The organism is Microcoleus sp. FACHB-831 (genome assembly GCF_014695585.1).
Classification (GTDB): domain Bacteria; phylum Cyanobacteriota; class Cyanobacteriia; order Cyanobacteriales; family FACHB-T130; genus FACHB-831.
In genome coordinates this window covers 1-24,145 of sequence record NZ_JACJON010000030.1, presented here as the reverse complement: position 1 = coordinate 24,145, position 24,145 = coordinate 1, and the positions used below count along the sequence as shown (strand labels likewise).

At 45.2% G+C, this 24,145-nt stretch carries 23 protein-coding genes, 1 tRNA gene and 1 other annotated feature; of the genes, 16 read left to right on the top strand and 8 right to left on the bottom strand.

Annotation, left to right across the window (positions count from 1 at the left end; genetic code table 11):
• Positions 1–132: 132 nt before the first annotated feature.
• From H6F77_RS05970 to rpaB (H6F77_RS05955), 4 genes are all read right to left on the bottom strand, one after another.
• Positions 133–666: a DUF456 domain-containing protein gene (locus tag H6F77_RS05970; protein ID WP_190486309.1), complete on the bottom strand. Its 534-nt coding sequence runs from the start codon at positions 664–666 to the stop codon at positions 133–135.
• Positions 667–672: 6 nt separating this feature from the next.
• Positions 673–1,341, bottom strand: a complete 669-nt coding sequence (locus H6F77_RS05965) for a cofactor assembly of complex C subunit B (protein ID WP_190486306.1) — start codon at positions 1,339–1,341, stop codon at positions 673–675.
• A gap of 200 nt (positions 1,342–1,541) precedes the next feature.
• Positions 1,542–2,276 carry a response regulator transcription factor RpaB gene (gene rpaB / locus H6F77_RS05960; protein WP_190486304.1) on the bottom strand — a complete coding sequence of 245 codons (735 nt, stop codon included), beginning with the start codon at positions 2,274–2,276 and terminating at the stop codon, positions 1,542–1,544.
• Between the two features lie 88 nt (positions 2,277–2,364).
• On the bottom strand, positions 2,365–3,093 hold the full coding sequence (gene rpaB / locus H6F77_RS05955) for a response regulator transcription factor RpaB (protein WP_190486302.1): 729 nt from the start codon (positions 3,091–3,093) through the stop codon (positions 2,365–2,367).
• Between the two features lie 170 nt (positions 3,094–3,263).
• Between rpaB (H6F77_RS05955) and radA the strand changes: the two genes are divergently transcribed.
• Positions 3,264–4,847, top strand: a complete 1,584-nt coding sequence (gene radA, locus H6F77_RS05950; protein ID WP_190486300.1) for a DNA repair protein RadA — start codon at positions 3,264–3,266, stop codon at positions 4,845–4,847.
• Positions 4,848–5,392: 545 nt separating this feature from the next.
• On the top strand, positions 5,393–6,733 hold the full coding sequence (locus H6F77_RS05945) for an MFS transporter (RefSeq protein WP_190486298.1): 1,341 nt from the start codon (positions 5,393–5,395) through the stop codon (positions 6,731–6,733).
• Between the two features lie 72 nt (positions 6,734–6,805).
• Here the strand turns inward: H6F77_RS05945 and H6F77_RS05940 are convergent, their stop codons facing one another.
• The 4 genes from H6F77_RS05940 to H6F77_RS05925 form a co-directional block, all read right to left on the bottom strand.
• Entirely contained in the window at positions 6,806–7,330 is a 525-nt protein-coding gene (locus H6F77_RS05940; RefSeq protein ID WP_190486296.1) for a hypothetical protein, read from the bottom strand.
• Between the two features lie 51 nt (positions 7,331–7,381).
• Positions 7,382–8,452 (bottom strand): tetratricopeptide repeat protein, encoded by a 1,071-nt coding sequence (locus H6F77_RS05935; protein ID WP_190486293.1) that lies wholly within the window; start codon positions 8,450–8,452, stop codon positions 7,382–7,384.
• Between the two features lie 91 nt (positions 8,453–8,543).
• Positions 8,544–9,251 (bottom strand): Uma2 family endonuclease, encoded by a 708-nt coding sequence (locus H6F77_RS05930; protein WP_190486291.1) that lies wholly within the window; start codon positions 9,249–9,251, stop codon positions 8,544–8,546.
• Between the two features lie 143 nt (positions 9,252–9,394).
• A complete protein-coding gene (locus H6F77_RS05925; RefSeq protein WP_190486436.1) occupies positions 9,395–10,141 on the bottom strand; it encodes a creatininase family protein in 747 nt (248 codons plus the stop codon).
• A 129-nt stretch (positions 10,142–10,270) separates the two neighbouring features.
• Between H6F77_RS05925 and H6F77_RS05920 the strand changes: the two genes are divergently transcribed.
• The 14 genes from H6F77_RS05920 to H6F77_RS05855 form a co-directional block, all read left to right on the top strand.
• On the top strand, positions 10,271–11,023 hold the full coding sequence (locus tag H6F77_RS05920) for a response regulator transcription factor (protein WP_190486289.1): 753 nt from the start codon (positions 10,271–10,273) through the stop codon (positions 11,021–11,023).
• A gap of 106 nt (positions 11,024–11,129) precedes the next feature.
• Positions 11,130–12,476 (top strand): sensor histidine kinase, encoded by a 1,347-nt coding sequence (locus H6F77_RS05915; RefSeq protein WP_190486286.1) that lies wholly within the window; start codon positions 11,130–11,132, stop codon positions 12,474–12,476.
• Positions 12,477–12,828: 352 nt separating this feature from the next.
• Positions 12,829–13,497 carry a phosphate signaling complex protein PhoU gene (phoU, locus tag H6F77_RS05910; RefSeq protein ID WP_190486284.1) on the top strand — a complete coding sequence of 223 codons (669 nt, stop codon included), beginning with the start codon at positions 12,829–12,831 and terminating at the stop codon, positions 13,495–13,497.
• A 455-nt stretch (positions 13,498–13,952) separates the two neighbouring features.
• A complete protein-coding gene (locus tag H6F77_RS05905) occupies positions 13,953–15,905 on the top strand; it encodes an iron uptake porin (protein WP_190486282.1) in 1,953 nt (650 codons plus the stop codon).
• A gap of 313 nt (positions 15,906–16,218) precedes the next feature.
• The gene (gene pstS, locus H6F77_RS05900) at positions 16,219–17,361 is read left to right on the top strand and encodes a phosphate ABC transporter substrate-binding protein PstS (RefSeq protein ID WP_190486280.1); all 1,143 of its coding nucleotides are present in this window, start codon (positions 16,219–16,221) and stop codon (positions 17,359–17,361) included.
• A 153-nt stretch (positions 17,362–17,514) separates the two neighbouring features.
• Positions 17,515–17,877: a 50S ribosomal protein L19 gene (gene rplS, locus H6F77_RS05895; protein ID WP_190486278.1), complete on the top strand. Its 363-nt coding sequence runs from the start codon at positions 17,515–17,517 to the stop codon at positions 17,875–17,877.
• 93 nt (positions 17,878–17,970) lie between these two features.
• Positions 17,971–18,043, top strand: a tRNA-Trp gene (locus H6F77_RS05890).
• A 193-nt stretch (positions 18,044–18,236) separates the two neighbouring features.
• Positions 18,237–18,470, top strand: a complete 234-nt coding sequence (gene secE / locus H6F77_RS05885; RefSeq protein WP_190486276.1) for a preprotein translocase subunit SecE — start codon at positions 18,237–18,239, stop codon at positions 18,468–18,470.
• Positions 18,467–19,093, top strand: coding sequence for a transcription termination/antitermination protein NusG (gene nusG, locus H6F77_RS05880; RefSeq protein ID WP_190486274.1), 627 nt, complete (start codon positions 18,467–18,469; stop codon positions 19,091–19,093). The genes secE and nusG overlap by 4 nt, the downstream gene beginning before the upstream one ends.
• Before the next feature lie 9 nt (positions 19,094–19,102).
• Positions 19,103–19,528, top strand: a complete 426-nt coding sequence (rplK, locus tag H6F77_RS05875) for a 50S ribosomal protein L11 (protein WP_190486272.1) — start codon at positions 19,103–19,105, stop codon at positions 19,526–19,528.
• 124 nt (positions 19,529–19,652) lie between these two features.
• Positions 19,653–20,369 (top strand): 50S ribosomal protein L1, encoded by a 717-nt coding sequence (rplA, locus tag H6F77_RS05870; RefSeq protein ID WP_190486270.1) that lies wholly within the window; start codon positions 19,653–19,655, stop codon positions 20,367–20,369.
• Between the two features lie 39 nt (positions 20,370–20,408).
• Positions 20,409–20,573: a sequence feature (ribosomal protein L10 leader region), on the top strand.
• Positions 20,574–20,633: 60 nt separating this feature from the next.
• Entirely contained in the window at positions 20,634–21,182 is a 549-nt protein-coding gene (gene rplJ, locus H6F77_RS05865; RefSeq protein ID WP_190486268.1) for a 50S ribosomal protein L10, read from the top strand.
• A 156-nt stretch (positions 21,183–21,338) separates the two neighbouring features.
• Complete coding sequence (gene rplL, locus H6F77_RS05860; protein ID WP_190486265.1) at positions 21,339–21,734, top strand: 50S ribosomal protein L7/L12; 396 nt, start codon at positions 21,339–21,341, stop codon at positions 21,732–21,734.
• Positions 21,735–22,419: 685 nt separating this feature from the next.
• Positions 22,420–24,145 (top strand): ATP-binding protein (locus tag H6F77_RS05855; RefSeq protein ID WP_190486263.1); only part of this gene is annotated, 1,726 nt, incomplete at its 3' end.

Below are 24,145 nucleotides of genomic sequence, written 5' to 3'. Positions count from 1 at the left end.
TACGCCTGAATAGCCCTAAATCCGGACAAAAACATGATATTGCCGGACTTTCAGCTCTTGCTAAGGCTAGGCAAAGGTTAACACACTATGAGATGGTATGCAAAAAGAAATACGCTATAAGGAATAGGGCAATTACAATCCTGCTGTTGGGGGCCAAGTTGCGAACACAAAGACCACAACAGTGGCGATCGCTAACACTCCCTGAATCAAATTTCCAATCAGCGAACCTAACACAATCCCCAAACCAGCTTTAAGTGCTAACTTAGCTCTAGGCTCGAATTCCAACTCGCGTCGATAGAGAAATTCGCCAATAATCGCCCCCACTAATGGCCCTGCTATAATCCCCAACAGCGGCCCACCAATGGGCAAAGCTGGCAGCAAACCAAAAATTCCTATAAATAAGCCCGCGATCGCTCCTATTTGCCCCCACTTACTAGCGCCTGCTTGTTTGGCTCCCCAGTAAGTAGCTAAAAAATCTATGCCAATACTCAGCAGCAAAACCAGTATCGCCACGCCTAACGGCACGCCGAGAGAACTGAAACCTGTAACCGCACCCCAGACTACAATAGCGATCAAAATTAAGCTCGATCCCGGAATTCCAGGAACCACAGCACCGACAATGCCAACAAGCATCAGGAAAAGTAGGAGCCAGTACAGAATCACCATAGTTTTTTAGATCTCAGCGGGAGCGACATTATCTAAACAATTACTTAGCGTATTTTCTATTTTTTCAGCAATTCCCTCGATCCAGGTTTCATCTTGCTTGGTATAACTGCGAGGCGTATTTGCTCCTAATATTATCGCGCCTTTATTACCAAGGGGCTGACAAATTACCCCTTGGGTATTTTCAGGCAAATAAACAAACTCAATTTTTCCTGGATAAGCCTTCAAATCAACTAAATAAACTGGCTTTTGTTTTTCCAGCACCCGTTGCAAAATTGGCCCCGGTTTCACTTCTGGGTTAACGCCCAAAATGCCCCGGCGCAATAAAACTTTGCCTTGATAGTAAACTACAAGCGATCGCGTCACTGTATTAGTAAGCAACAAATGCGATGCCCAAGCTAATTCTGTCTTGACATCTTGCGGCAAATCTGGTTTTAGTTCAAAACCTTCTTCGCCGATGAGATCCACAGCGTCGGGCGATCGCGGCTGCACTTGCTGCCACAGCAACCCAGTCAAAATCAGAACCGCACTTATAATTACCCCCAACGCATCAGAACGCGCTTGGGAATCGGTAAGCTGGGGAGTCAGCAAGCGATTAATTAGTAACAAAAAACCAGCCAACCCGCCAACTACAATTGGCAAGAGGCGCAAGACTCGATTTCTATCTGGTTTAGCCATGCTTCAGAATAGTTTTGAGAAGAGCAGGAGCTGCTCTACCTCCGGTTTTGAATTGAAGAAAAAGCCGTGTTTCTTAACTCAAAACTCAACCCTCATAATTATTCATAGTTTTGAGTTTTGAGCGGAGCAGGAGTTGCTCCGCCTCCAGTTTTGAAGTGAAGAGAGAGTGTTGTTTTTTCACTCAACACTCACACTCATAATTATTCTCCAACTTCATCTTGCTCAACAATCCGCTGGAACTTATAACCAATATTTCGTTCCGTGAGAATTAACTCTGGATTGCTCGGATCGTCTCCCAATTTTGCCCTAAGCCGCGAGATATGCACATCAACCACGCGAGTGTCTGCGTAGCGTTCTGCGGTATAACCCCAAACCTTCTGCAAAATCTCAGCACGAGAAAAAGCTTTTTCAGAGCGACTGACCAATAACTCTAGCAGGTTGAACTCCATCCCCGTGAGCCGAAGCCGCTCCGAGCCTTTGTAGACTTGCTGTTTATTGGTATCGATTTTTATACTTCCCACATAGATGACGCCAGAAGTGGGAATTGCAGAAGTGCTGGTTTTCTCCGTCCGCCGCAAAACGCAGCGGATACGCGCTTCCAGTTCCCTTGGCGAGAAGGGTTTTACAATGTAGTCATCGGCTCCCAACTCTAAGCCAGTGATGCGGTCAGCAGCATCCCCCAGCGCAGTCAGCATGATGATGGGGACATCCGATTGCTTCCGCAATTCCTGACAGACACCGTAGCCATCAAGCTTTGGCATCATCACATCTAAAACCACCAGATCGGGATCGTCACCGCGAAAGGTATCCAGCGCCTCTTCTCCATCGGCGGCAGTGACGACATCGTAGCCTATCATTGCAAGACGAGTTTCTAAGATCCGACGGATGCTAGCTTCGTCGTCAACTACCAGGATTTTTTCTTTACGACTTTCCAAATTCCTCGATGCTCCAAAATAGTTTTGAGTTTTGAGTAGAAAGGTTAGTTTGATTTTTTACTCAACACTCAACACTCATAAATTATTCTTAGACTTCATCTGGCTCAATAATCCGCTGGAAGAGATAGCCCGTCCCTCGTGCTGTGAGAATAAGTTCTGGATTGCTGGGGTCATCTTCCAACTTTGCTCTTAAACGAGAAATGTGGACATCAACCACGCGAGTGTCTACGTGGCGTTCTGGGGTATAACCCCAAACTTCCTGCAAAATCTCAGAACGGGAAAAAGGTTCTCCAGAACGGCTAACTAACAATTCGAGGAGACTAAACTCCATTCCAGTCAACCGAATGCGTTCATCGCCTTTGTAGACTTGGCGCTTGTTCGTGTCGATTTTGATATTCCCAACATGGATAACTCCAGAACTAGGAATACCAGTTGCACCAGTTTTATCCACCCGCCGCAGGACTGAACGGATGCGAGCTTCTAACTCTTTGGGTGAAAAAGGCTTGACGACATAATCATCAGCCCCCAGTTCCAGACCAGTGATGCGGTCGGCCACATCCCCCAGCGCTGTTAGCATAATGATGGGCACATCAGATTCTTTTCGCAACTCCTGACAAACTCCGTAGCCATCGAGCTTCGGCATCATCACATCCAAAACCACTAGGTCAGGACAGTCGCTGCGAAATGTTTCTAAGGCTTCTTCACCATCGGCGGCTGTAACTACATCGTAGCCAATCATGGAAAGACGAGTTTCCAAAATCCGCCGAATGCTTGCTTCGTCGTCTACCACCAAAATTTTTTCTTTATGGCTTTCCAATCTCTTAAACCCTCCTAATCACGGATCTTTCTTTTCATTAAGTTTTAGTACCTTATCATTAAGATATCACTCAATTAAGTCAGAATAAAAACGCCAAAATACTCATAATTAAAGGATTTCAGCCTTTTTTAAGATTAGGTGCAGACGTTAGATTATTTCACAATTTAAAAATGGCAAAGCCTCGAACAACTTATGTTTGTAACGAATGTGGGGGCGAATCCTCACAATGGTACGGTCAGTGTCCATCGTGCAAAAGCTGGAACAGCCTGGAAGAACAGTTAGTTACCCATTCAGCGGCTCTTCCGAGTAGGGGTTTGCAATCTAGTCACCGGGGCAATGGCAAGTCAGCAGGGAAAGCACCGCAGCCGAGAGCTTCTCTGACGTTCCCGCAAATTATTGACGGGCAGGAGGAGCGATGGTTCTCTGGCTATGGGGAACTGGATCGCGTGCTGGGCGGCGGGGTTGTTCCTGGCTCTTTGGTGCTGATTGGGGGCGATCCGGGGATTGGGAAGTCAACGCTTCTGCTTCAGGTGGCGAATCAGATGTCGCAGAATTATCGCGTTCTCTATGTCTGTGGAGAAGAGTCAGGCAAACAGGTGAAGCTGCGGGCTTCGCGTCTGGGTGTGGGGATTACTCAGGATGTAAACTCCGAACTCCCCCTGTTAGAGGGAGAAGCAGATGAGACAAAATCCCCCACTACGAACCCAACAGAGGAAGAGAATGAAAAAGCTCCAAGGCGTCCACCTGTTGATGGCGCTAACCTGTATGTCCTTGCAGAGACAGATCTCGAAGAAATTTTGAAGGAACTGGAATCGCTCAAACCTAATTTGGCGGTGATTGACAGTATCCAGACGGTGTATTTTCCTAATTTGACTTCGGCGGCGGGATCTGTGGCTCAGGTGAGGGAATGCACTTCGGCGCTGATGAAGGTGGCGAAGGGAGCGGATATAACTTTGTTGATTGTGGGGCACGTTACGAAGGAAGGCGCGATCGCTGGCCCCAAGGTATTAGAACATTTAGTAGATACTGTGCTTTATTTTGAGGGCGATCGCTTTGCTTCTCACCGCTTGCTGCGTTCGGTAAAAAATCGCTTTGGTGCAACTCACGAAATCGGCATTTTTGAAATGATTCACCAGGGACTTAGGGAAGTCCCTAACCCCTCTGAGTTATTCATGGGAAATCGCGATGAAGCGGCTCCCGGTACTGCAATGGTAGTAGCTTGCGAAGGCACGAGGCCAATTGTAGTAGAATTGCAAGCCTTAGTGAGTCCTACGAGTTACCCTTCGCCCCGCCGTTCTACTACAGGTGTTGACTACAACAGATTGCAGCAAATTCTAGCAGTCTTAGAAAAAAGAGTAGGGATTCCTTTATCGAAATTAGATGCTTATGTTGCTTCGGCTGGGGGATTGAACGTAGCAGAACCAGCAGTAGATTTGGGAATAGCGATCGCAGTTGTCGCTAGTTTCCGCGATCGCATTGTAGATCCCGGTACTGTACTCATTGGTGAAGTTGGTTTAGGCGGACAAGTTCGAGCCGTTTCCCAGATGGAACTCCGGCTAAAAGAAGCTGCTAAATTAGGCTTTAAAAGAGCTATCGTTCCCAAAGGGCAAAAGTTCCCCGAACTGGATTTAGAAATTATCCAAGTCTCTAAAGTTATAGACGCCATCGTTGCGGCTATCCCTGCTCAACCGCGTGAAGACGAGGATGAATTTTCCCCCTATGATGAAATCGAGGCGGCAATTTTAGATGATTAATCGCCTTCGATATATAATTCGGCTGGCATAAACAACCGAATATACAAGAACAAAACTTTTTGAAAGAGTAACAAAGAGGTAAAAGCATACTTCTCGGTTAACCTCTCTTTAACGCTGTCTTGAAAAGCTCCTCTTGTTGGAGGAGCTTTTCATTTGTCTCTCCATTCCTTGTAGGGAAGGGGATAGGGTTGCCTTATCCAAAAAGTATGGGGTTAACACCATACAAGCGTTTATGTTTTTTTACATAAAAAGGGATTTGCTAAAAATACTCCTTAGTACCAGATGATTGCTCCTGTTTTTGCTGAGTAACGCTCGTAAATCTTTTACGGAGGTGCTGTGTAGATGTATCCCATTTTTGTAAAAACATCACTTGCAATCCCACCCTCTTTAAAATGAACAAACCCTATTCTTTTGATTACCCCAGGGGTGGCAAATTAAAATCCTCCCATTGACAGGGGGGTGAGTGAAGTTTTAAGTAATTTTACATAAATGGGATGCATCCATTACTAGCCAACTCCGCCAACAGACTACGGACTTTTTCAGCAATGAGCATCACCATCAAAAACATTTTTCGCAAACCAGGAAATTCCGTTCCGTTGTGGTTCTTCGCCTTTGTCCCCTACAAAGTGGGCGAGAGTTTACTAATTATGCTATTACCCCTATTTATTGTTCAAGTAGTAGGGGGAAATGTAGCAGATTTCGCTAAAATAAACGCCCTAACATCATTAGTAGGTATGCTCGGTTTCATTGTATGGGGCAACCTATCAGACTGGACTGGCTACCGTCGTATTTTCTTACTTATGGGGTTTCTGGGATTCGCCATATGTACATCAATGCTCAGTTTTGGGAACAACATCTCACAAGTGTTATTGTTAACCGCCTTGGGGGGATTTTTTATGGCTGCTGTCACACCAGTGGGGTCGGCGCTGGTACTAGATAGCTTTCCTGAAAAGCAATGGTCTAAGTTCTTCGGTCGCTTTTATCAGATAACTGGTTGGAGTTTTGTAGGCAGCCTCTTGTTCGGGATGAGTTGGCTCACTTTTGCATCCAAATGGTTTAGCACTGTTGCTATCATGCGGGGATTGTTGTTATTTGCAGGGGTTGTTTCTTCACTAAGTTTGATTCTCTGCCTGCTCTGGATACCAGAACCGAAAATTGTTCGCAGACACCGAAAATTTAGCCCTAAACTAATCGGACAACTTACAGTAGGCGTGATTGAAAGGCGGACAATATTTTATCCAGCCCGCGTCCTATACTTTGTATTTAACCGCAATTCTTTCAAGCAGGTGTTTCAGCCGCTAGGAAGCCCCTTGGGGCGCTACTATTTGTGTTCTATACTGCTTTTCTTTGCTTTTAGTGTGGTTTTTGTGTCCTTCCCAATTTTTCTTACAGACACATTGAAGGCTACAAATGCCCAAGTCTTCTTGATTGCTTTAGTTAAGTCGGCAATAGAGTCTTGGTTGTACGTTCCTGTTGGCCATCGGGTTAATCAAAACCCTGGTATAAAACTTTTAGCCCAAGCGATCGCTCTTAGGTGCGGTATTTTTGGAATTTTTGCGTTCCTTGCTCTCATGCCACCTGCACCAATTAATCTGGTGTTTATTGGACTAACTCATATCTTAACTGGTGTTACTTGGGCAGCAATTAGCGTATCTAGCAGCACAACAGTTGGTCTACTAGCTGGCAAAGATAAGGAAGGCTCTGCAATTGGATTTTACAACGCAATAATCGGGGCAGCAGGCGCTTTGGGCAGCTTGGGAAGCGGTTATTTGTCCGCTACCTTTGGGTATAGCGTCTGTTTTGGGACAGGGGCACTATTAGCTGGGTTAACCTCCGTTTGGTTGTGGCGGCTACATCCGGTTGTGTCGTCCAAGGTATCGCAGTAAAGTAACTTTAGCAATGAACCAAAAATACTACGCGATCGCTTTATTTCCCCCAGCAATTCTCTATTCCGCTTATTAGCCTAGTAACATTGTCACAGCCAAAAAAGTAATCAAAATAGCATTGTAGATAGCATGGTCAGCTGTACTTGCTTCTACTCCAGCAGCAACCGCCTGGTTCTCATCATTGAATTTCCGCAAATGCCTGTCGTAAACATATTTATAACGGCAGGCAAATAAAAATCCTGGAACCGATAAACTTAAAGCCCAACACAAAGGAATCCCAGCCGTCAAATGCATCAACCCAAACTTGAGGGAATTGATTGTCATTCCCTTCCAACTGCGAACACCCTTCCGAAACCATTTTTCTTCTGCCTCAGCCCAAAAAGGAACTGAAAGAATAAATACCATCCATATGGGAATTCCAATTATCCATTTTAAATAAAAGCCGTTTCCTTGAACTGGACTAACTCGTGGACTAATTTCTTTGTTCTCAATCAACGGGTGTATAAATAGAGGCTCTGAGTTCTCAAGCAATTTCCAATCGGCGCTATTGTCTGGGGAAGCGTTAACTTTTTGATTAAGTTCTTGGATGGCAATCAATGGCTGTAATATGACATTGCCTGAGTTACCAAAAACTAAATTGCTCCATCCCTATCTCATAAAGTTCGGAACATACATATATATGACTGTTCCAATAGTTATTGTTGTAATAACTATTACTAACGCTCTAAAATAAGCTAGTATACCACTCCTAAAATAAATATTCACCGCCCAGCCTAGTTTTTTCTTATTTCTCCACAGTCGGTTGCTAATTAATAGTATAAACCCTACATAAAAACCTATGTAAGCGAGGTTTCTTAACATTTCATCCCAGACCAATTTATGGCCATATTTTACAATAAATATAAAAGCGCCATAAAATAATATCAGGTATTTGAACGTATCAAAAAATACTTTTACCACTAAGAATACATCGATGTTTTGCGTAATCAGTATTTTCCTTTTGTTGGAATTCAACAGATGATTAAATATCTTCCCTGTTTGTATTAAAGTTATTATTTTTACATTTTTAGCTGAATCTAAATCAGGGTTTAACTCTAAACATTTATCGTAACTAGCGATCGCTTCTTCATAGCGACGTAAAGCATCAAGGGCAATACCTCGGCCAAACCAAGCATAGGAGTAATCGGGCTTAATTTCGATAGCCTTGTCATAGTTAGCGATCGCATCCACGTAGCATTTTAGATAACGCAATGCATCACCGCGACTGTCCCAAGCTTGGTAGTAATCAGGTTTAATTTCTAAGGCTTTGTCATAACTAGCGATCGCTTCTTCATAGCGTTCTAAGTTATGCAGGCTCCAACCTCTGTCCAACCAAGATTGGTAAGAATCAGGTTTAATTTCTAAGGCTTTGTCATAACTAGCGAGCGCTTCTTCATAGCGTTCTAAGTTACGCAGGATCAGACCTCTGTTGAACCAAGCTTTATAATAATCAGGTTTAATCTCTAAAGCTTTGTCATAACTAGCGAGCGCTTCTTCATAACGCCCTAAAGCATCTAATGCACAGGCTAGATTATTCCATATTTCTCGATCTTTAGGCTGAATTTCTAGTGCTTTATTATAGCAGTCAACAGCCTCTTTATAGCACTTTTTATTATATAGATTAAGACCTCTGTTATACCAAACTTCATAATCATCAGGTTGAGTTTCTAAATTGCTCATGTGTTTTTCCCTATTTTATTTTTTTATTGGATATTTTAAACTCAAATATCTTGCCTATAAAGTGGGTTAAATTAGAAATGCGATCGCTTCACTAATTATTACCTAAACTTTCAACAAACGTCGCGTGTTCTGCTGTCGTCAAGCCTGCCTGCACTACCGACAAAACATCAGATAAATTTCCATCTAGCATAGCCCCTACTGCTAACCACAAACCCGGAAATACTTCGCTACGCACAACACCATCAGCATCCGGCTCTAGAGCAACATATTCACCTTCCCTCAGCCTAAACCAATCAATTCTATTATCGTAAACCTGCCACACCAAATATTCCTGTACCCCATTACGACGATAGACATTAAGTTTGTCTCCCAAATCATAAGAAGCACTACTTCCCGCTACTTCTGCAATAAATTCTGGTGCGCCTTCCACATAGTCATCTTCACTAATAGTTGATTGACCACCTATCTCTATTCGCAACAGTGCATCTGGCTGTGGTTCATTGTCCAAATCTAGGCGAGTAGTCGCATTATCAATTAAATCAACGCCTGGTGTCGTTGCACGGTATACACCCAACCAAGTGATAATTAAAGCATGAGGTCTACCATGATTTGCTGCACGAACTGGCGAGGCTATATACACTACTCCTTCAATCAATTCCGCTTTTTTAATATCGGGCATCGCATTGTAACGCCGCTCGAATTCATAGCGAGTCAAGCGATCGCCATTCTCTAAAGATGGCAATTTAGCAGCGCGATCGCTCTTTTTCTTATGGTTTTTAACGCGCAAAGGTGAAGACATATACACAACTCCTTCATTCAATAAATTGTGATTTTTATAAATGAAACAGAGCGCATTACCCCTCTCTTAAACTGGTGTTACGCTCCTATCTCCCCTTTCTTCCTCTGGTTCCTCTGCTTCTCTGCGGTTCGACTTTCAATCTCTCACTCCGCAGCCAAAAACTCCAAATAGTTATTACTAAGTTCCTTCACCGCCAAATCATAAAATTGCTTTCCATGTTCAGGCGTTGCCAAAGCAGGATTAGACCCCATGCGCCCATCAGGATAACGGCGTCTAAAGTCAGCAGCACCATATATTGAGTGTCCTGCACCAACATCAGGAGACAAAGGCGCTTGCTTAATCGATTCTGGATAAACATATTGAGTTACAGCCACCTCGCTAGGCGTCGCATGCGAACCTTCTTGATCCCCGTATAACTCCTTAGCTAACTTCCAAACAGAACCGCACATAAACCAATTCCCCACCGTACACTGCACCTGTTCTGCATTGGGAATATTTAAATCTGCTAAATGCTGATAAGTTTCCGAAAAAGCAGCCTTCATGGTAGCAATATTGCCACCGTGACCGTTAATAAAGAAATACTTAGTAAATCCAGCCTTTGCCAAACAGGTGATGTAATCTCGAATCACCATAATCATCGTGCTGGGTCGCAGGCTGATGCTACCAGGAAAAGCCGTGTGGTGCAGAGCCATCCCCACGTTTATAGTGGGGCAAACCATAGCGTTAATCCCTTCACCGACACCACGAGCGATCGCTTCAGCACAAATCGCATCAGTACCAATTAAACCAGTAGGCCCATGTTGCTCAGTTGAACCTATTGGGAGAATAATACCCTTGGATTTCTCCAAATAAACTTCTACTTCAGGCCAGGTAGACAAATGCAGCAGCATACACAAATCCAAGACAAGCTTCGACTCCATCGTAACTGTCTTGCGCGATCGTCTACCAAAGAAAGAGGAATTCCTGCTACCGTTTTGTAGTATGAATTGGTTAGTATTGTAAGCTAAATTTCACTACTTATGCTTTCTCTCGACATCCCGAAGAGTCCTTCTAGTCCGCAACTAGGACGAAACAGCCACATCCTGGTGGTTGAAGATGAAGCACTTATCCGGGAAATGTTAGTTTTGGCTCTAGAAGAAGAAGGCTACAAGGTCGTCACTGCAACAGATGGGCGTACCGCATTGAACTTTTTTCAGGGTGACAACTTTAGTACCGAGCAATTCTCTTTTGACTTAGTTATTCTCGATTTGATGCTACCCCAAGTCAACGGCTTGGATCTATGTCGCTTGTTGCGCTATCAAGGAAACCAAGTACCAATTTTAATTCTCAGCGCTAAGGCAACTGAAACCGACCGCGTTTTAGGCTTGGAAGTGGGAGCCGATGACTACCTTACCAAGCCTTTCAGTATGCGGGAGTTAATTGCCCGCTGTCGCGCCTTATTGCGACGACAGAGACTAGCCGTGTCGCCTCCACCCCCCACCCTACAATTCAAGGAAGTTATCCTTTACCCCCAAGAATGCCGGGTAATCGTGCGGGGAGAGGAGGTAAACCTTTCGCCAAAGGAGTTCCGCCTTTTAGAATTATTTATGAGTTATACCCGCCGAGTTTGGTCGCGGGAGCAACTCATCGATCAGGTATGGGGTTCAGATTTTGTCGGAGATAGTAAAACAGTAGATGTACACATTCGCTGGTTGCGTGAAAAATTAGAACGCGATCCCAGCCAGCCAGAGTACATCATCACAGTTCGGGGATTTGGCTACCGATTTGGATAGTTGTTGGTTGGCGCTTAATCATTAGTAGATAGTAGTTAGTAGAGTTGAGACTGATAGTCATATCAACTAGCAACGGCCAACCAACAACTAACAACTATCAACTAACATGACTATCGCTGCATTTTGCCTGGGGCTAGCTATAGCAATTGCGTTTTCACTCTGGCGGCAGCATCGACTCTATCGGCAACTGCGGCAAGTTTTGGGATTGTTGCCAAGAGATGCAGCTGAAATTTCTTTGCCTCTGGTTTCTCAACTGCGGCGGGGCATTGCTCAATTAAATCAGTATCAGCAAGAGCTTGAGGCTGAGTTGGAATTCAAGGAAAAGCTGCTTGAGGTCGCACCTATTGGGTATTTGCAGGTGGATGAAGAAAACCAACTCGTATGGTGCAACGAGCCAGCGCGGCAGATGTTGCAAATTCACCGCTGGGAGCCTGCAAAGACGCGCTTGTTGCTTGAATTAGTGCGCTCTTACGAACTTGACCAATTAATTGAGCAAACTCGTCACCAGCAGCAGCCAAGCCAGCAAGAGTGGGTGTTTCACCCGGCGTGCGCCGATGCTGCTTCTATGGGGGAAGTGCGTAGTCTCACCTTACGAGCTTACTGCTACCCCTTACTCGAAGGGCAAGTGAGCGTCTTCCTAGAAAACAGGCAACCGCTAGTGCAGTTGCATCAATCCCGCGATGCTTTTGTTTCTGACTTAGCCCACGAACTTAGAACTCCTCTCACCTCTATCCGTTTAGTGGCTGAAACCTTAGTGGATCGGTTGCAGCCTCCTATGAGTAGGTGGGTTGAACAAATGCTGCAAGAAACTAACCGACTAAGTAACCTTGTACAAGACTGGCTGGAACTGAGTCAGTTGGAGACAGATCCCCACAAACATCTCACCCCTAAACCCGTAGAACTCCATAGTTTAATTCAGCGTGTTTGGCAGACACTAGAACCGCTGGCTCGACAAAAGGAGTTAAGTCTTACTTATTGTGGCGCTGATTCACTGTGGTTGAAAGCAGACGAATCGCGCCTTACGCAAGTGTTTGTAAATTTATTTCATAACAGTATTAAGTACAGCCCCCTAAAATCCAGTATCCGCGTCGAGGTCACTCTATTAAGCGGTGAAGACACAAGCCTCTCGCCTGTGCGAGAAGGGGTGGAAATTAATATCATTGATTCAGGGCCAGGTTTTGCCAGCGGGGATCTACCCCATGTGTTTGAAAGACTGTATCGAGGCGATCCATCAAGAGCGCAACCGCCAAAGTCTTCTGATGTGGGAGAAGATCTGCGATCGCCTAGCGTCTCTGAAGGAGACTCGCCTATCAGCAGTGGTAGCGGACTTGGACTCGCCATCGTCAAGCAAATTATTCATGCTCATGGTGGACTGGTCAAAGCTAGCAACCATCCGGAAACCGGGGGAGCTTGTTTGGAGATAAAATTGCCCTCTGAATATGTCAATCCCTAACACCCATTTATATAGCTCCAGCCAGCCCCATGATTGAGAGTAATTTAATCCCTGCTCCGAGATCAATACAGCCCAATGAGCCAATATCGGTAAATATCACCCTCTTAATACCAAGCGTCTATTCGACCCCTAAGCTTCCCTAAACGTTAAGCTTTATATGAAAGGTGCTATAAACTAACTTTGTATTTTATTCAAACAAGAATTGCCTTAACCTTGCGCGAATAAAATATATCTTCCTAAAGGCGTATATCTCAGGATAGTTATCATGCATTGTATTTGTGCATACGGCACAAATAAAAATAATAGGTCAATCTAGGTATTAGAGTAGTTTCTTTTTAAACCACATATTAGAGTGACTCTTTCAATCTCACAAACAAATTCTGAACGAAGCCAGTTCAAGCGAAGAACCAGACGCTTAGAACAAGATGTGTTGCGAATGGGAGCATTGGTGGAAAATTCCTTCCGCCTGAGCCACCAAGCTTTATTTTTCCGTAATCTGGCTGCTGCTAAACAAATTCCCGTACTTGATAAAGAAATTGACCGATATTACCGCCAAATAGAGCTAGATTGTGCAACTTTGATGACGCTGCAAGCCCCAGTAGCACAGGATTTGCGCTTGCTGAGTGCTTTTATGCAGATGGTGCGAGACTTGGAGCGAATTGGCGATTATGCCAAGGATTTAGGAGAAATTGCGATTAAACTCTTTCCTTACACGCCTCATACTTGTATATCGGAAATTGAGGTAATGTCTCATCACGCTCAAGCAATGTTGGCGGTGAGTTTGGTGTCTCTAGTGGAATTGGATGCCCACGCTGGACGAAGTATTAAGCAGTTGGACGATGCTGTAGATAATGCGTATGAAAAAATCTATCAAATCTTAGCTTTCCAGTGCGATGTTCCCGGGGTTGTTGAGCCTATTTTGCTGCTAACTTTGGTGATTCGTCACTTGGAGCGAATGGCAGATCATGCGACCAATATTGGTCAGAGGGTTGCATACATTGTTACTGGCCAACGGTCTTGAATAGTATATTTGTTTTATGATGTTTGATTTTTAATTTCAGGATTAAGAAGGGGAAATAGGTAATGGCTAATTTGTGGTAATTATCCTTGGTTCTCGCTGTACCAACTTGCCCTTAATTCCTTCTGGGAAGCCAATTACGGCTCCTCGCCTTAACCTGAATATCACCAAATAATTAGCTAATCCTAATCTTGCACAAGTAAGATTAGGATTAATGTTTAAATGCACTCTACTCGACCTCCAATATAGGAGGGTCGGGTAATTTTAGATTTAATTTTTGATTGTAGGCGGCGTTTTATCCAGGCATCCAGAGGGAAAGAGGCGATCGCAACTACAAAATTTGGAAGCGTTTGGCTATATGTGTAAAATGATGTAAATAATTTTCTAGAACGCTGTGCGACGGCATAATGCCGATTCCACAATGTTCGTGGTGTGTTCTGTCAGGTGTGAGGAGTTAAATGTCTACGAATTTTCTGTGGAACATTGTAAAAGTAGGGCCAGCCGTCCTTGGTGCATCTTTTTTAATTTCTAGCAACAGCCTTGCAGCCCAGACGCCTGCTTCGGAGGTGCTTCCCCAACAAATCGCGGAAAATGCTGCCGACAAAACGCTTGTCCAAGAAACAACAAGGCAACCAGACCGCGCCCCACAAACACCCGTTGAGGTGGCGTCTTCTAACTTCAAGGTTAGCCCAAACCCGGTTGCAGCAAGCAGCCCAGTAGAACAGACACAGGTAGCTCAAGCCGCACCTGCCGAAACTACCGACAGCGGTTTGGAAGAAATTAATCCCTACAGCAGCCCAAACACGCCTGAAGATAATGGGATGGATCAGGTGAACAACGTTTCCCAGCTGCGAGATGTGCGCCCTACAGATTGGGCATATCAAGCACTGCGAGATTTGGTTGAACGGTATAACTGTATTGCAGGATATCCCGATGGTACTTTTCGCGGCACCCGGGCGATGACCCGTTACGAATTTGCCGCAGGTCTGAATTCTTGTCTGCGTCAGATTGAAAAATTGATTGCAGGCGGCGGCGGAGACGGGGCTACCAGAGCAGATTTAGACAAGCTGAATCAGTTGGTTGCACAGTTTGGGCCGGAACTAGCTACGCTGCGAGGACGGGTAGACAGGCTGGAAGGTCGCGTTGGGTTTTTGGAAGCGCATCAGTTTTCGACAACCACCAAGCTGAATGCAGAAGTCATTATTGCTGCGTCTGATGTGTTCGGCGATCGCTTCGCTGAGAATTCTGTGGACGCTGCTGGCAATCGCATACCACGCTCATCAAGAGAGTTGGATGTTAACACCATATTGAGCAATCGCGTCCGTCTCAACTTGGATACCAGCTTTACAGGCAAAGACCGCCTGCGAACTCGTCTTCAAGCCCGTAACACCACTCCGTTCAGCCCAAATCTAAATCTCCCGGGAAATCCCCCGCGAACCATACCCCTCACGGGAACCAACATGACTCGGTTGAGCTTTGACGGAACTGAAGATAACGATGTCGTTCTAAGTCGGTTGGATTATCGATTCCCTCTTGGACCCAGGACAACCGTTAATATTGCTGCAACTGGGGGTGAGTACAATGAATACGTGGAAACCTTTACAGGCCAGATTGCAAGCAGTGGCGATGGCTCCATATCGCGGTTCGGGCGCTTCAACCCCATCTATCGCCAAAGTGCTGAAGGTTCGGGCATTACTTTAAACCACAACATTAGCAACCGCCTGGGTCTGGCTGTAGGCTACATGGTTCCTAGAAACTCAGTGGCCGGAACAAGCATTCAAGGTAACGTAGCGTCTAACCCCGCTGAAGGTTTTGGACTTTTTGAGGGCGGTTATTCAGCTTTGGCGCAATTAACTTTCAAACCCACTGATGCACTGAACGTAGGTCTGACCTACATACGCTCCTACCAAAACCAAGAAAGCGGTATTGCTGTTTCTTCGGGTACTGGCAGCACCTTTGCTAACCAACCTTTTGGTACCACAGCTACTTCATCCAACCATTATGGACTGGAAGCAAATTTCCGGATCAGCCCTCGTTTTAACGTTGGAGGTTGGGCAGGTTACACAACCGCGATCGCTGAAAGCGGCAAGAATTTGCCACTTGTCAACACAGGAGATAGCGCAACTATTTTCAACTATGCCGTAACTTTGGCTTTCCCAGACTTAGGCAAAAAAGGCAACCTGCTCGGTTTCGTGTTCGGGATGCCACCTAAAGTTACTAGCAATGACTTTGGCGCTGGCAAGCAGCGTCAAGATCGCGACACCTCCTACCATTTGGAAGGATTTTATCGCTACCGCCTGACCAACAATGTTGACATCACGCCTGGTGTGTTTGTGATTCTTAATCCAAACCACAACGACAACAACGACACGCAGTATGTAGGAGTGCTGCGGACTACCTTTAAGTTCTAGTTCCTACTAAAAAAAGGCAATTCCCAAGGGTGTTATAGCTGCGAGGCAAGAGGAAAAAAATCTTGCCTCTCGCCTTTGGCATTTTTGGCAGCATTTTTATTTTCATGGCCTTGCCACTCTGCAATCGCCGTTTGTGCAACTGGATTCCTTCCAAACCTACAACAGCTCGTATCAATGTCAAGGTTAATAACCATAACCTTGACATTACCAAAGCTTTACTTTTGCCTAACCAGGCAAACATACGATGGTGTTGAAATCTTGACAATTTCTTACAATGGGCGATTCTGCGCCTTGGAAGATTTAAAGGACAAATATGTTTTCTCTAATTCCATCAAAGCGACAAAATTGGCTTTTCCCCGCGATCGCCCTTTCAATGAGTATCGCTTCATGTGGGCCATCCACCCCACCAACTCCGACCGCAAGTTCTGCCCCAAATAACACAGGAGCTGGTAGTCCTGCGGCTACAGCCCCTACCACGCCTGCTACAACTACCGCAGCAGGCAGCGGTGCCAGTGCCTCCTTGCAAGGCCAAGGTGCTACTTTTCCTGCTCCTTTGTATCAGAGATGGTTTGCTGAGTACAACAAAGTAAACCCTAACGTACAAGTCAGCTATCAACCAGTGGGCAGCGGTGCTGGGGTGGAACAGTTCACTCAGGGAACGGTGGACTTTGCTGCTAGCGATGTCGCCATGAAAGACGAGGAAATCGCTAAGGTAGCTAAAGGTGCAGTGTTATTACCTATGACAGCTGGTAGCATCGTCCTTGCCTACAACGTGCCTGGTGTACAAGGTCTGAAGCTATCGCGCGGGGTTTACACCGATATTTTCTTAGGGAAAATAAAAAAGTGGAACGATCCGCAAATCGTTAAGCTAAACCCAGGCTTAACTTTGCCAGACAAGGATATTACTCCTGTCTACCGTTCAGATGGTAGCGGCACTACGGCAGTCTTTACCCAACACCTGAGTACTATCAGCCCAGCATGGAAAAGTGGCCCAGGGCAAGGCAAAAGCGTCAACTGGCCAGGTGGTATCGGCGCTAAGGGCAACGATGGCGTTACTGCTCAGATTAAGCAAAACGAAGGTAGCATCGGCTATGTAGAGTATGGGTACGCCAAGCAGCAAAATATGACTATGGCAGCCCTGGAAAATAAAGCAGGTAAGTATGTTGAGCCTACTAGCGAGTCTGCTGCCAAGACGCTTGCCGCAGTCAAACTGCCCGAAAATTTGCGAGCTTTCATTGAAGACCCAGAAGGACCCGACTCTTACCCAATAGTTACTTACACCTGGATTTTGGCCTATAAGACCTATGAAAATCCTACTAAGGCAAAAGCTTTAAAGGATGTCCTCAAGTGGGGCTTAACTGATGGACAAAAATACAGCACTGAGCTGGGATACGTGCCATTACCCCCAGAAGTCGTGACTAAAGTCCAAGCTGCTGTCGATTCTATTAAGCCGTAGTACTTCGAGAGTAAGGTGGGCATCGCCCACCTTACTAGGCCTGACGCTAATTCTCCCCTTCTCCCAGACTCCGGACTTTTGACTTACACTCCCCTATAGACTGGCAGACGCTATCGATCTATAATGGGAGGCTGTGAGTTTTTTTGTGAAACGATGAAAGCTGAGGAGATTATTCGCTCGATTGAGAGCGAGCAATTGAAAACCGACCTCCCCATCATCCATGTGGGTGACACTGTAAAGGTTGGCGTGAAAATTCGAGAAGGAAATAAGGAAAGGGTACAACCCTACGAAGGTACTGTCATTGGAAAGCGCAATGGTGGGATTAACGAAACCATCACTGTGAGACGTATTTTCCAGGGAGTAGGCGTGGAGCGGGTATTCCTGATCCATTCTCCCAGAATTGACAACATCAAAATACTGAGACGCGGTAAGGTGCGCCGCGCTAAACTTTATTATCTGCGCGATCGCGTTGGTAAGGCCACGAGAGTCAAACAACGCTTTGATAGAGAACTGTAATTGCAATTATGCCTGTGGGGTCTTCCATTTGACGGCGATTTGCGTTAAACTAAAGAATAGAGAAGTTCAGGTTGTGACTTCAATTTAACCTGTGCGCTCTTAGTTCAGTTGGTAGAACGCAGGTCTCCAAAACCTGATGTCGGGGGTTCAAGTCCTCCAGGGCGCGTGAACAACACAACAACATAAATCCTGCCCGAAAGTATCTCTGGCACTGGATAACCAGGCTAATAGAGGTAAGGCGGGGGTAAAGGGGCAATGCCCCTATAAACCAGCTTAGTTTCGGGTAGACTTGTTGTGTGAGTATTTAAGAACGTCGCACGGTGGACGCTTGCGGCAGGATTCAAGGGGGAGAGATTATCGTGGCCAAAAAAGACGCATCTGAGATTCAAGAAAAAGAAAAAACAGCTGGGTTTGATCTGAAAAACTTTTTTCAGGAAAGCAAAGAAGAACTCAATAAAGTTGTTTGGCCTTCTCGGCAGCAATTGATTAGCGAATCAGCTGCCGTAATTTTGATGGTAACGCTCTCTGCAACACTAATTTATCTTGTGGATAACTTCTTCAGTTGGTTATCAGGAAAGGTGTTCCCATTATGACTTTTGCGAGCGAAGAACCATACGATTCAGCACAGTTGGAAGAAACGTCAGAAAACCCCACAGATGCGCGTTGGTATGCAGTTCAGGTAGCCTCTGGTTGCGAAAAGCGGGTCAAGACAAACCTAGAACAACGCATTCAAACGTTGGATGTTGGTGACAGAATTCTCCAAGTGGAGATTCCTCAAACCCCCATCGTAAAAATGCGAAAAGATGGCACTCGACAGCAACTGGAAGAAAAAGTCTTTCCAGGCTATGTGCTAGTGCGGATGCTGATGGATGACGATGCATGGCAGGTTGTCAAAAACACCCCAAACGTGATTAATTTTGTGGGGGCAGAACAAAAACGCCGCTACGGACGGGGGCGCGGACACGTAAAACCCCTGCCGCTGAGCTTTTCTGAAGTCGAACGCATCTTTAAACAAACCCGCGAACAGGAGCCGGTTGTCAAGACCCATGTGTCTGCCGGGGACAAAATTATGGTACTGTCCGGGCCGTTTAAAGATTTTGAAGGCGAAGTCATTGAAGTCAGCCCAGAGCGGAGCAAGTTAAAGGCGTTACTTTCAATTTTTGGACGCGATACGCCAGTAGAATTGGAATTTAATCAGGTTCAGAAACAGGGCTAAAGAGTAGAGATGGCAAAAAAAGTTGTTGCGGTTATTAAATTGGCTCTTCCAGCAGGGAAAGCCAACCCCGCTCCTCCGGTTGGTCCGGCGCTAGGTCAGCACGGCGTCAATATCATGGCGTTTTGCAAAGAGTACAACGCTAGAACATCCGACCAAGCTGGAATGGTGGTGCCAGCAGAAATTTCAGTCTATGAAGATCGCAGTTTTTCCTTTGTTCTCAAAACGCCACCAGCGTCGGTTTTGATTACAAAAGCAGCAAATATTCAGCGCGGTTCTAACGAACCCAACAAAAAGAAAGTTGGGTCAATTACCACGGCTCAGCTGAGGGAAATTGCTCAAACAAAATTGCCTGACCTCAATGCTAACGATATTGAGGCCGCAATGAAGATTGTGGAAGGAACCGCTCGAAATATGGGCGTTACCGTGCGCGATTAGGGAAGGATATTTCCCAAACAGAGATGCAGAATGAAAGCTTCTGAATTCTCTAAAATCTAAAGTCAAAAATCCAAAATTGATAGGGGGAGAGGTGTGACCTCGTTTGTTACCCCAGGAGAGAAAAATGGCCAGAAAAGTATCGCGTCGTGTCCAAGAACTGCAAAAGAAGGTTGAAGAGCGAGCCTACGAGCCGTTAGAAGCGATTAACCTGCTAAAAGAAACAGCTACAGCCAAGTTTGCGGAATCAGTGGAAGCCCATATCCGGTTGGGAATCGATCCAAAGTATACTGACCAACAGCTCCGGACGACAGTAGCGCTGCCGAAGGGGACTGGTCAGACCATCCGGGTGGCTGTAATTGCTAGGGGAGAGAAGGTACAAGAAGCTAGCAGTGCTGGTGCGGATGTAGTTGGTTCGGAAGAGTTGATTAACGAAATCCAAGGCGGCAGAATGGACTTTGACCTGCTGCTGGCGACGCCAGATATGATGCCGCAGGTAGCAAGATTGGGCCGTTTGTTAGGACCTCGTGGTTTGATGCCTAACCCCAAGGGTGGGACGGTGACAATGGATCTAACAGGTGCGATCGCTGAGTTCAAAGCTGGTAAACTAGAGTTTCGGGCTGACCGTACTGGCATCGTCCACGTTCTGTTTGGTAAGGCATCCTTCAACGCTGAAGATTTGTTGGTGAACCTGAAAGCTTTGCAGGAAACAATTGACCGCAACCGCCCTTCTGGAGCCAAAGGTCGCTACTGGCGCACGATGTATGTATCGGCAACAATGGGGCCGTCAATCGAAGTGGATATTAACCTCTTGCGCGATATGAAGCTCAACGACGCAGCCTAAAACTAAAAATTGAGGAATCAATTTAAAACTCAAAACTCAAAACTGAATAAGCTTTCGCCGGAGACAGCAGGAGCTTAATAGCTTAATTTCCTGCCGAGGTTGACGCGCCAAGTGCCTAAATTCCCAGTGTTATTACTCGTGAAGTGGCATGAATCGCATGACTGACAAACCCCGGCTCAATAGCTGGGGTTTTTTAATCTGGCTTTGTCGGCGAAAGAGTACGCAAATTTGAGATTTTGATACATTCAAGGAGGTGAAAACCAGATGGGTAGAACGCTAGAAAACAAACAAGAGATTGTTGCTGACCTCAAGGAAACCTTGAGTCAATCCCAGCTAGCAATTGTCATCAACTACCAGGGATTATCCGTAGCTGAGATTATGGATTTGCGGCGGCGGCTGCGTCCTAGCGGCACCGTTTGCAAGGTGACGAAGAACACGTTTATGGAAAAAGCAATCGTCGGTAGCGATAACTGGCAACCGATGAGCGAATTCCTCAATGGTTCTTCTGCGTTTCTGCTGGTTAAAGAAGATTTTGGTAGTGCTATCAAGGCTTACCAAGACTTCCAAAAAGCTACCAAGAAGACAGAACTTCGCGGCGGCGTTATGGAAGGTCGCGCTCTTACCGAAGCAGACATTAAAGCGCTTGGAGACTTGCCCTCGAAAGAGCAACTCATGGCGCAAATTGCTGGGGCTATCAATGGGGTGGCAACCAAGATTGCCGTCGCTATCAACGAAGTTCCCGCTTCGCTGGGTAGAAGCCTCAAAGCCGTATCCGAGAAGGAAGACGGCAATGCGCCGCCCGCAGCGGAATAGCGTTTGTGCGCCTCGCTGCTTAAAGGCTGGGGGTTAGAAGTAAAAAGCTCAAAGCTTTCCAGCCGAAGCCAAGGATCTAAAGTAAAAAGTTACTTTTGCCTTTTTGCTTTTGCCTTTCCCGACGACCAAAAAAATTAATCTTACTGGAGTTTATCCATGTCTGCTACAACTGACCAAATTCTCGAACAACTGAAATCTCTGACTCTTCTGGAAGCTGCTGACCTAGTTAAGCAGATTGAAACAACCTTCGGCGTGAGTGCAGCTGCACCCGTTGGCGGCATGATGATGATGCCTGGTGCTGGTGGTGCTGCTGCTGCTGCGGAACCAGTAGAAGAGCAAACCGAGTTTAACGTGATTCTCGAAGAAGTCCCAGCTGATAAGAAGATTGCCGTTCTGAAGGTTGTGCGGACGCTGACTGGTTTAGGTCTGAAAGAAGCAAAAGACTTGGTGGAATCCACACCCAAGCCAGTTAAGGAAGCCGTTGCTAAGGATGCCGCTGAAGATGCTAAGAAGCAGCTAGAAGAGTCTGGCGCTAAGGTCAGCATCAAGTAACGTCTGCTAAATTTCATCCTGAGTTTTTGAAGGGGAGCCTAGTAAAGGCTCCTTTTTTAGTAGCTAAATGCCGCTACACCCATAGTATTTGCGTATTTTTATGCCAAATTTGTGGGTTTATTGCCGTTTTAGGATGCTTAGAGTAATTCCTTGTGCCCAGATTACGAATCCATACTATTTGGTTGCCATAGAGGTAGTGTTTATTTACTTGGTAACTAGATAAAAATTCACATAACTATTAGTAAACATCTAGTAAAAAACGTATTTACTTACCAGGCAGAACTACAGCGCTTCTAGTTGGGCGATCGCGTTTTTTGCAATAAACCCAAACTAAAACCACAATCCAAGCACTGAATTGACGGTGCTGTGCTAGCTAGAGCAAGCAACCTCCAATAATAAAGATTTGTGTAGCTTATTATTGAGATTTATATAACATTAAAGATTTTTTTGATATTGTGGGCATTCTCAATATAGAAGCTAATCAGTTCTAGCGACTTCTCTTCTTCAGCCTGCATAATTAATAGCCTAGCAAGGGGCAATTTCAATACTTCCGTGTAAGGAGCAAATGAGCTGCCGCATAGGTTGCGCGATCGCTCCATCCTTAAAAAGCGAGGGTAGGGTTGTACTCACAACCTAATTTCTCTTGCCAAAATCCTACATACACGTACTCTTAAAGGCTCTAACAATGATTACTTTGACTGGCTACAAAATTTTCACCCAAATCTATGAAAGCGCCAATTCGTTAGTCTATCGCGGGGTTCGAGAAGCGAATAACCAACCCGTTATTCTCAAAATGCTAAAGCAAGACTATCCCACCGCAGCATCCCTCATTAGATATAAGCAGGAATATGAAATTACCCACAATCTAAATTTGGATGGCGTTGTTAAAATATACACTTTGGAAAAATACCATACCAGTCTAGTAATGATTTTGGAGGATTTTGGCGGAGAATCTTTAAGTATATTAAAAAACAATAAAAATTTTATTTTAGAAGAAGTTTTAAACATTGCAATTTCGCTTACTAAAAGTTTGGGTGAAATTCACCGTCGAAATATCATCCACAAGGATATTAACCCCTCAAATATTGTTCTTAACCCAAAAACTGCCCAGATAAAAATCATAGACTTTGGGATTTCCACAGTCTTATCCCGTGAAAATCCTACCATTAAAAATCCGAACGTCTTAGAAGGCACACTGGCCTATATGTCTCCCGAACAGACAGGTAGAATGAACCGCGCGATGGATTACCGCACTGATTTTTACTCGCTTGGTGCCACCCTTTATGAACTGCTCACTCACCAATTGCCATTTGATACCACAGATGCAATGGAGTTGGTGCATTGCCATATCGCTAAACAGCCAGCTTCACCCCATGCTATTAATAGTGAAATTCCCAACCCTATTTCAGCAATTGTTATGAAGTTGTTAGCAAAAACAGCTGAAGAGAGATATCAAAGCGCATGGGGAATTAAAGCAGATTTAGAAGCATGCTTGACCCAATTACAGACGAATGGTCAAATTTCATCCTTCTCTATTGGCCATCAAGATATTTCCGATAAATTTCAGATTCCGCAAAAATTATATGGCAGATCTCTAGAAGTTGAAACTTTGCTAACAGCCTTTGAGCGAATCAGCCAAGGCACAACAGAGATGATGTTAGTATCGGGTTATTCCGGGATTGGTAAATCAGCCCTAGTACAGGAAATTTATAAACCAATTACCTGGAAGAGGGGCTATTTTATAGCAGGTAAATTTGACCAATTTCAGCGAAATATTCCTTACTCAGCTATAGTTAGCACCTTCCAATCATTAGTCCGGCAGCTCTTAACCGAAAGTGAGGCTCAACTCAACAGCTGGAAAGAAAAACTCCGACGCGCTTTAGGCTTTAATGGGCAAATAATTATTGATGTAGTCCCCGAAGTAGAACTGATTATTGGGTCTCAGCCTGCCGTTCAAGAGCTAGGGCCAGCCGAGTCTCAAAACCGCTTTAATTTAGTATTTCAAAACTTCATCCGAGTGTTTTGTCAAGCAGAGCATCCGTTAGTAATCTTCCTGGATGATTTGCAATGGGCTGACTCTGCCACCCTCAAGTTGATAGAGGTAATGATGACGGATGAGGATATGCGCTATTTATTTATGATTGGGGCGTATCGAGATAACGAAGTTGACCCCACACATCCACTGGTAATGACCTTTAACGCGCTCCGCAATCAAGGAGCCATTATCAACGATATCACCTTAGTCCCGTTGGAACTTAAGCATATTACCCACCTAATTGCCGAGACATTACATAGCGACAGTAGCACAGTAAAACCATTGGCAGAACTGGTAGTGCGTAAAACCCAGGGAAACCCCTTTTTTGTAAACCAATTTTTGAAAACTCTGTATCAGGAAAACCTGTTAACTTTTA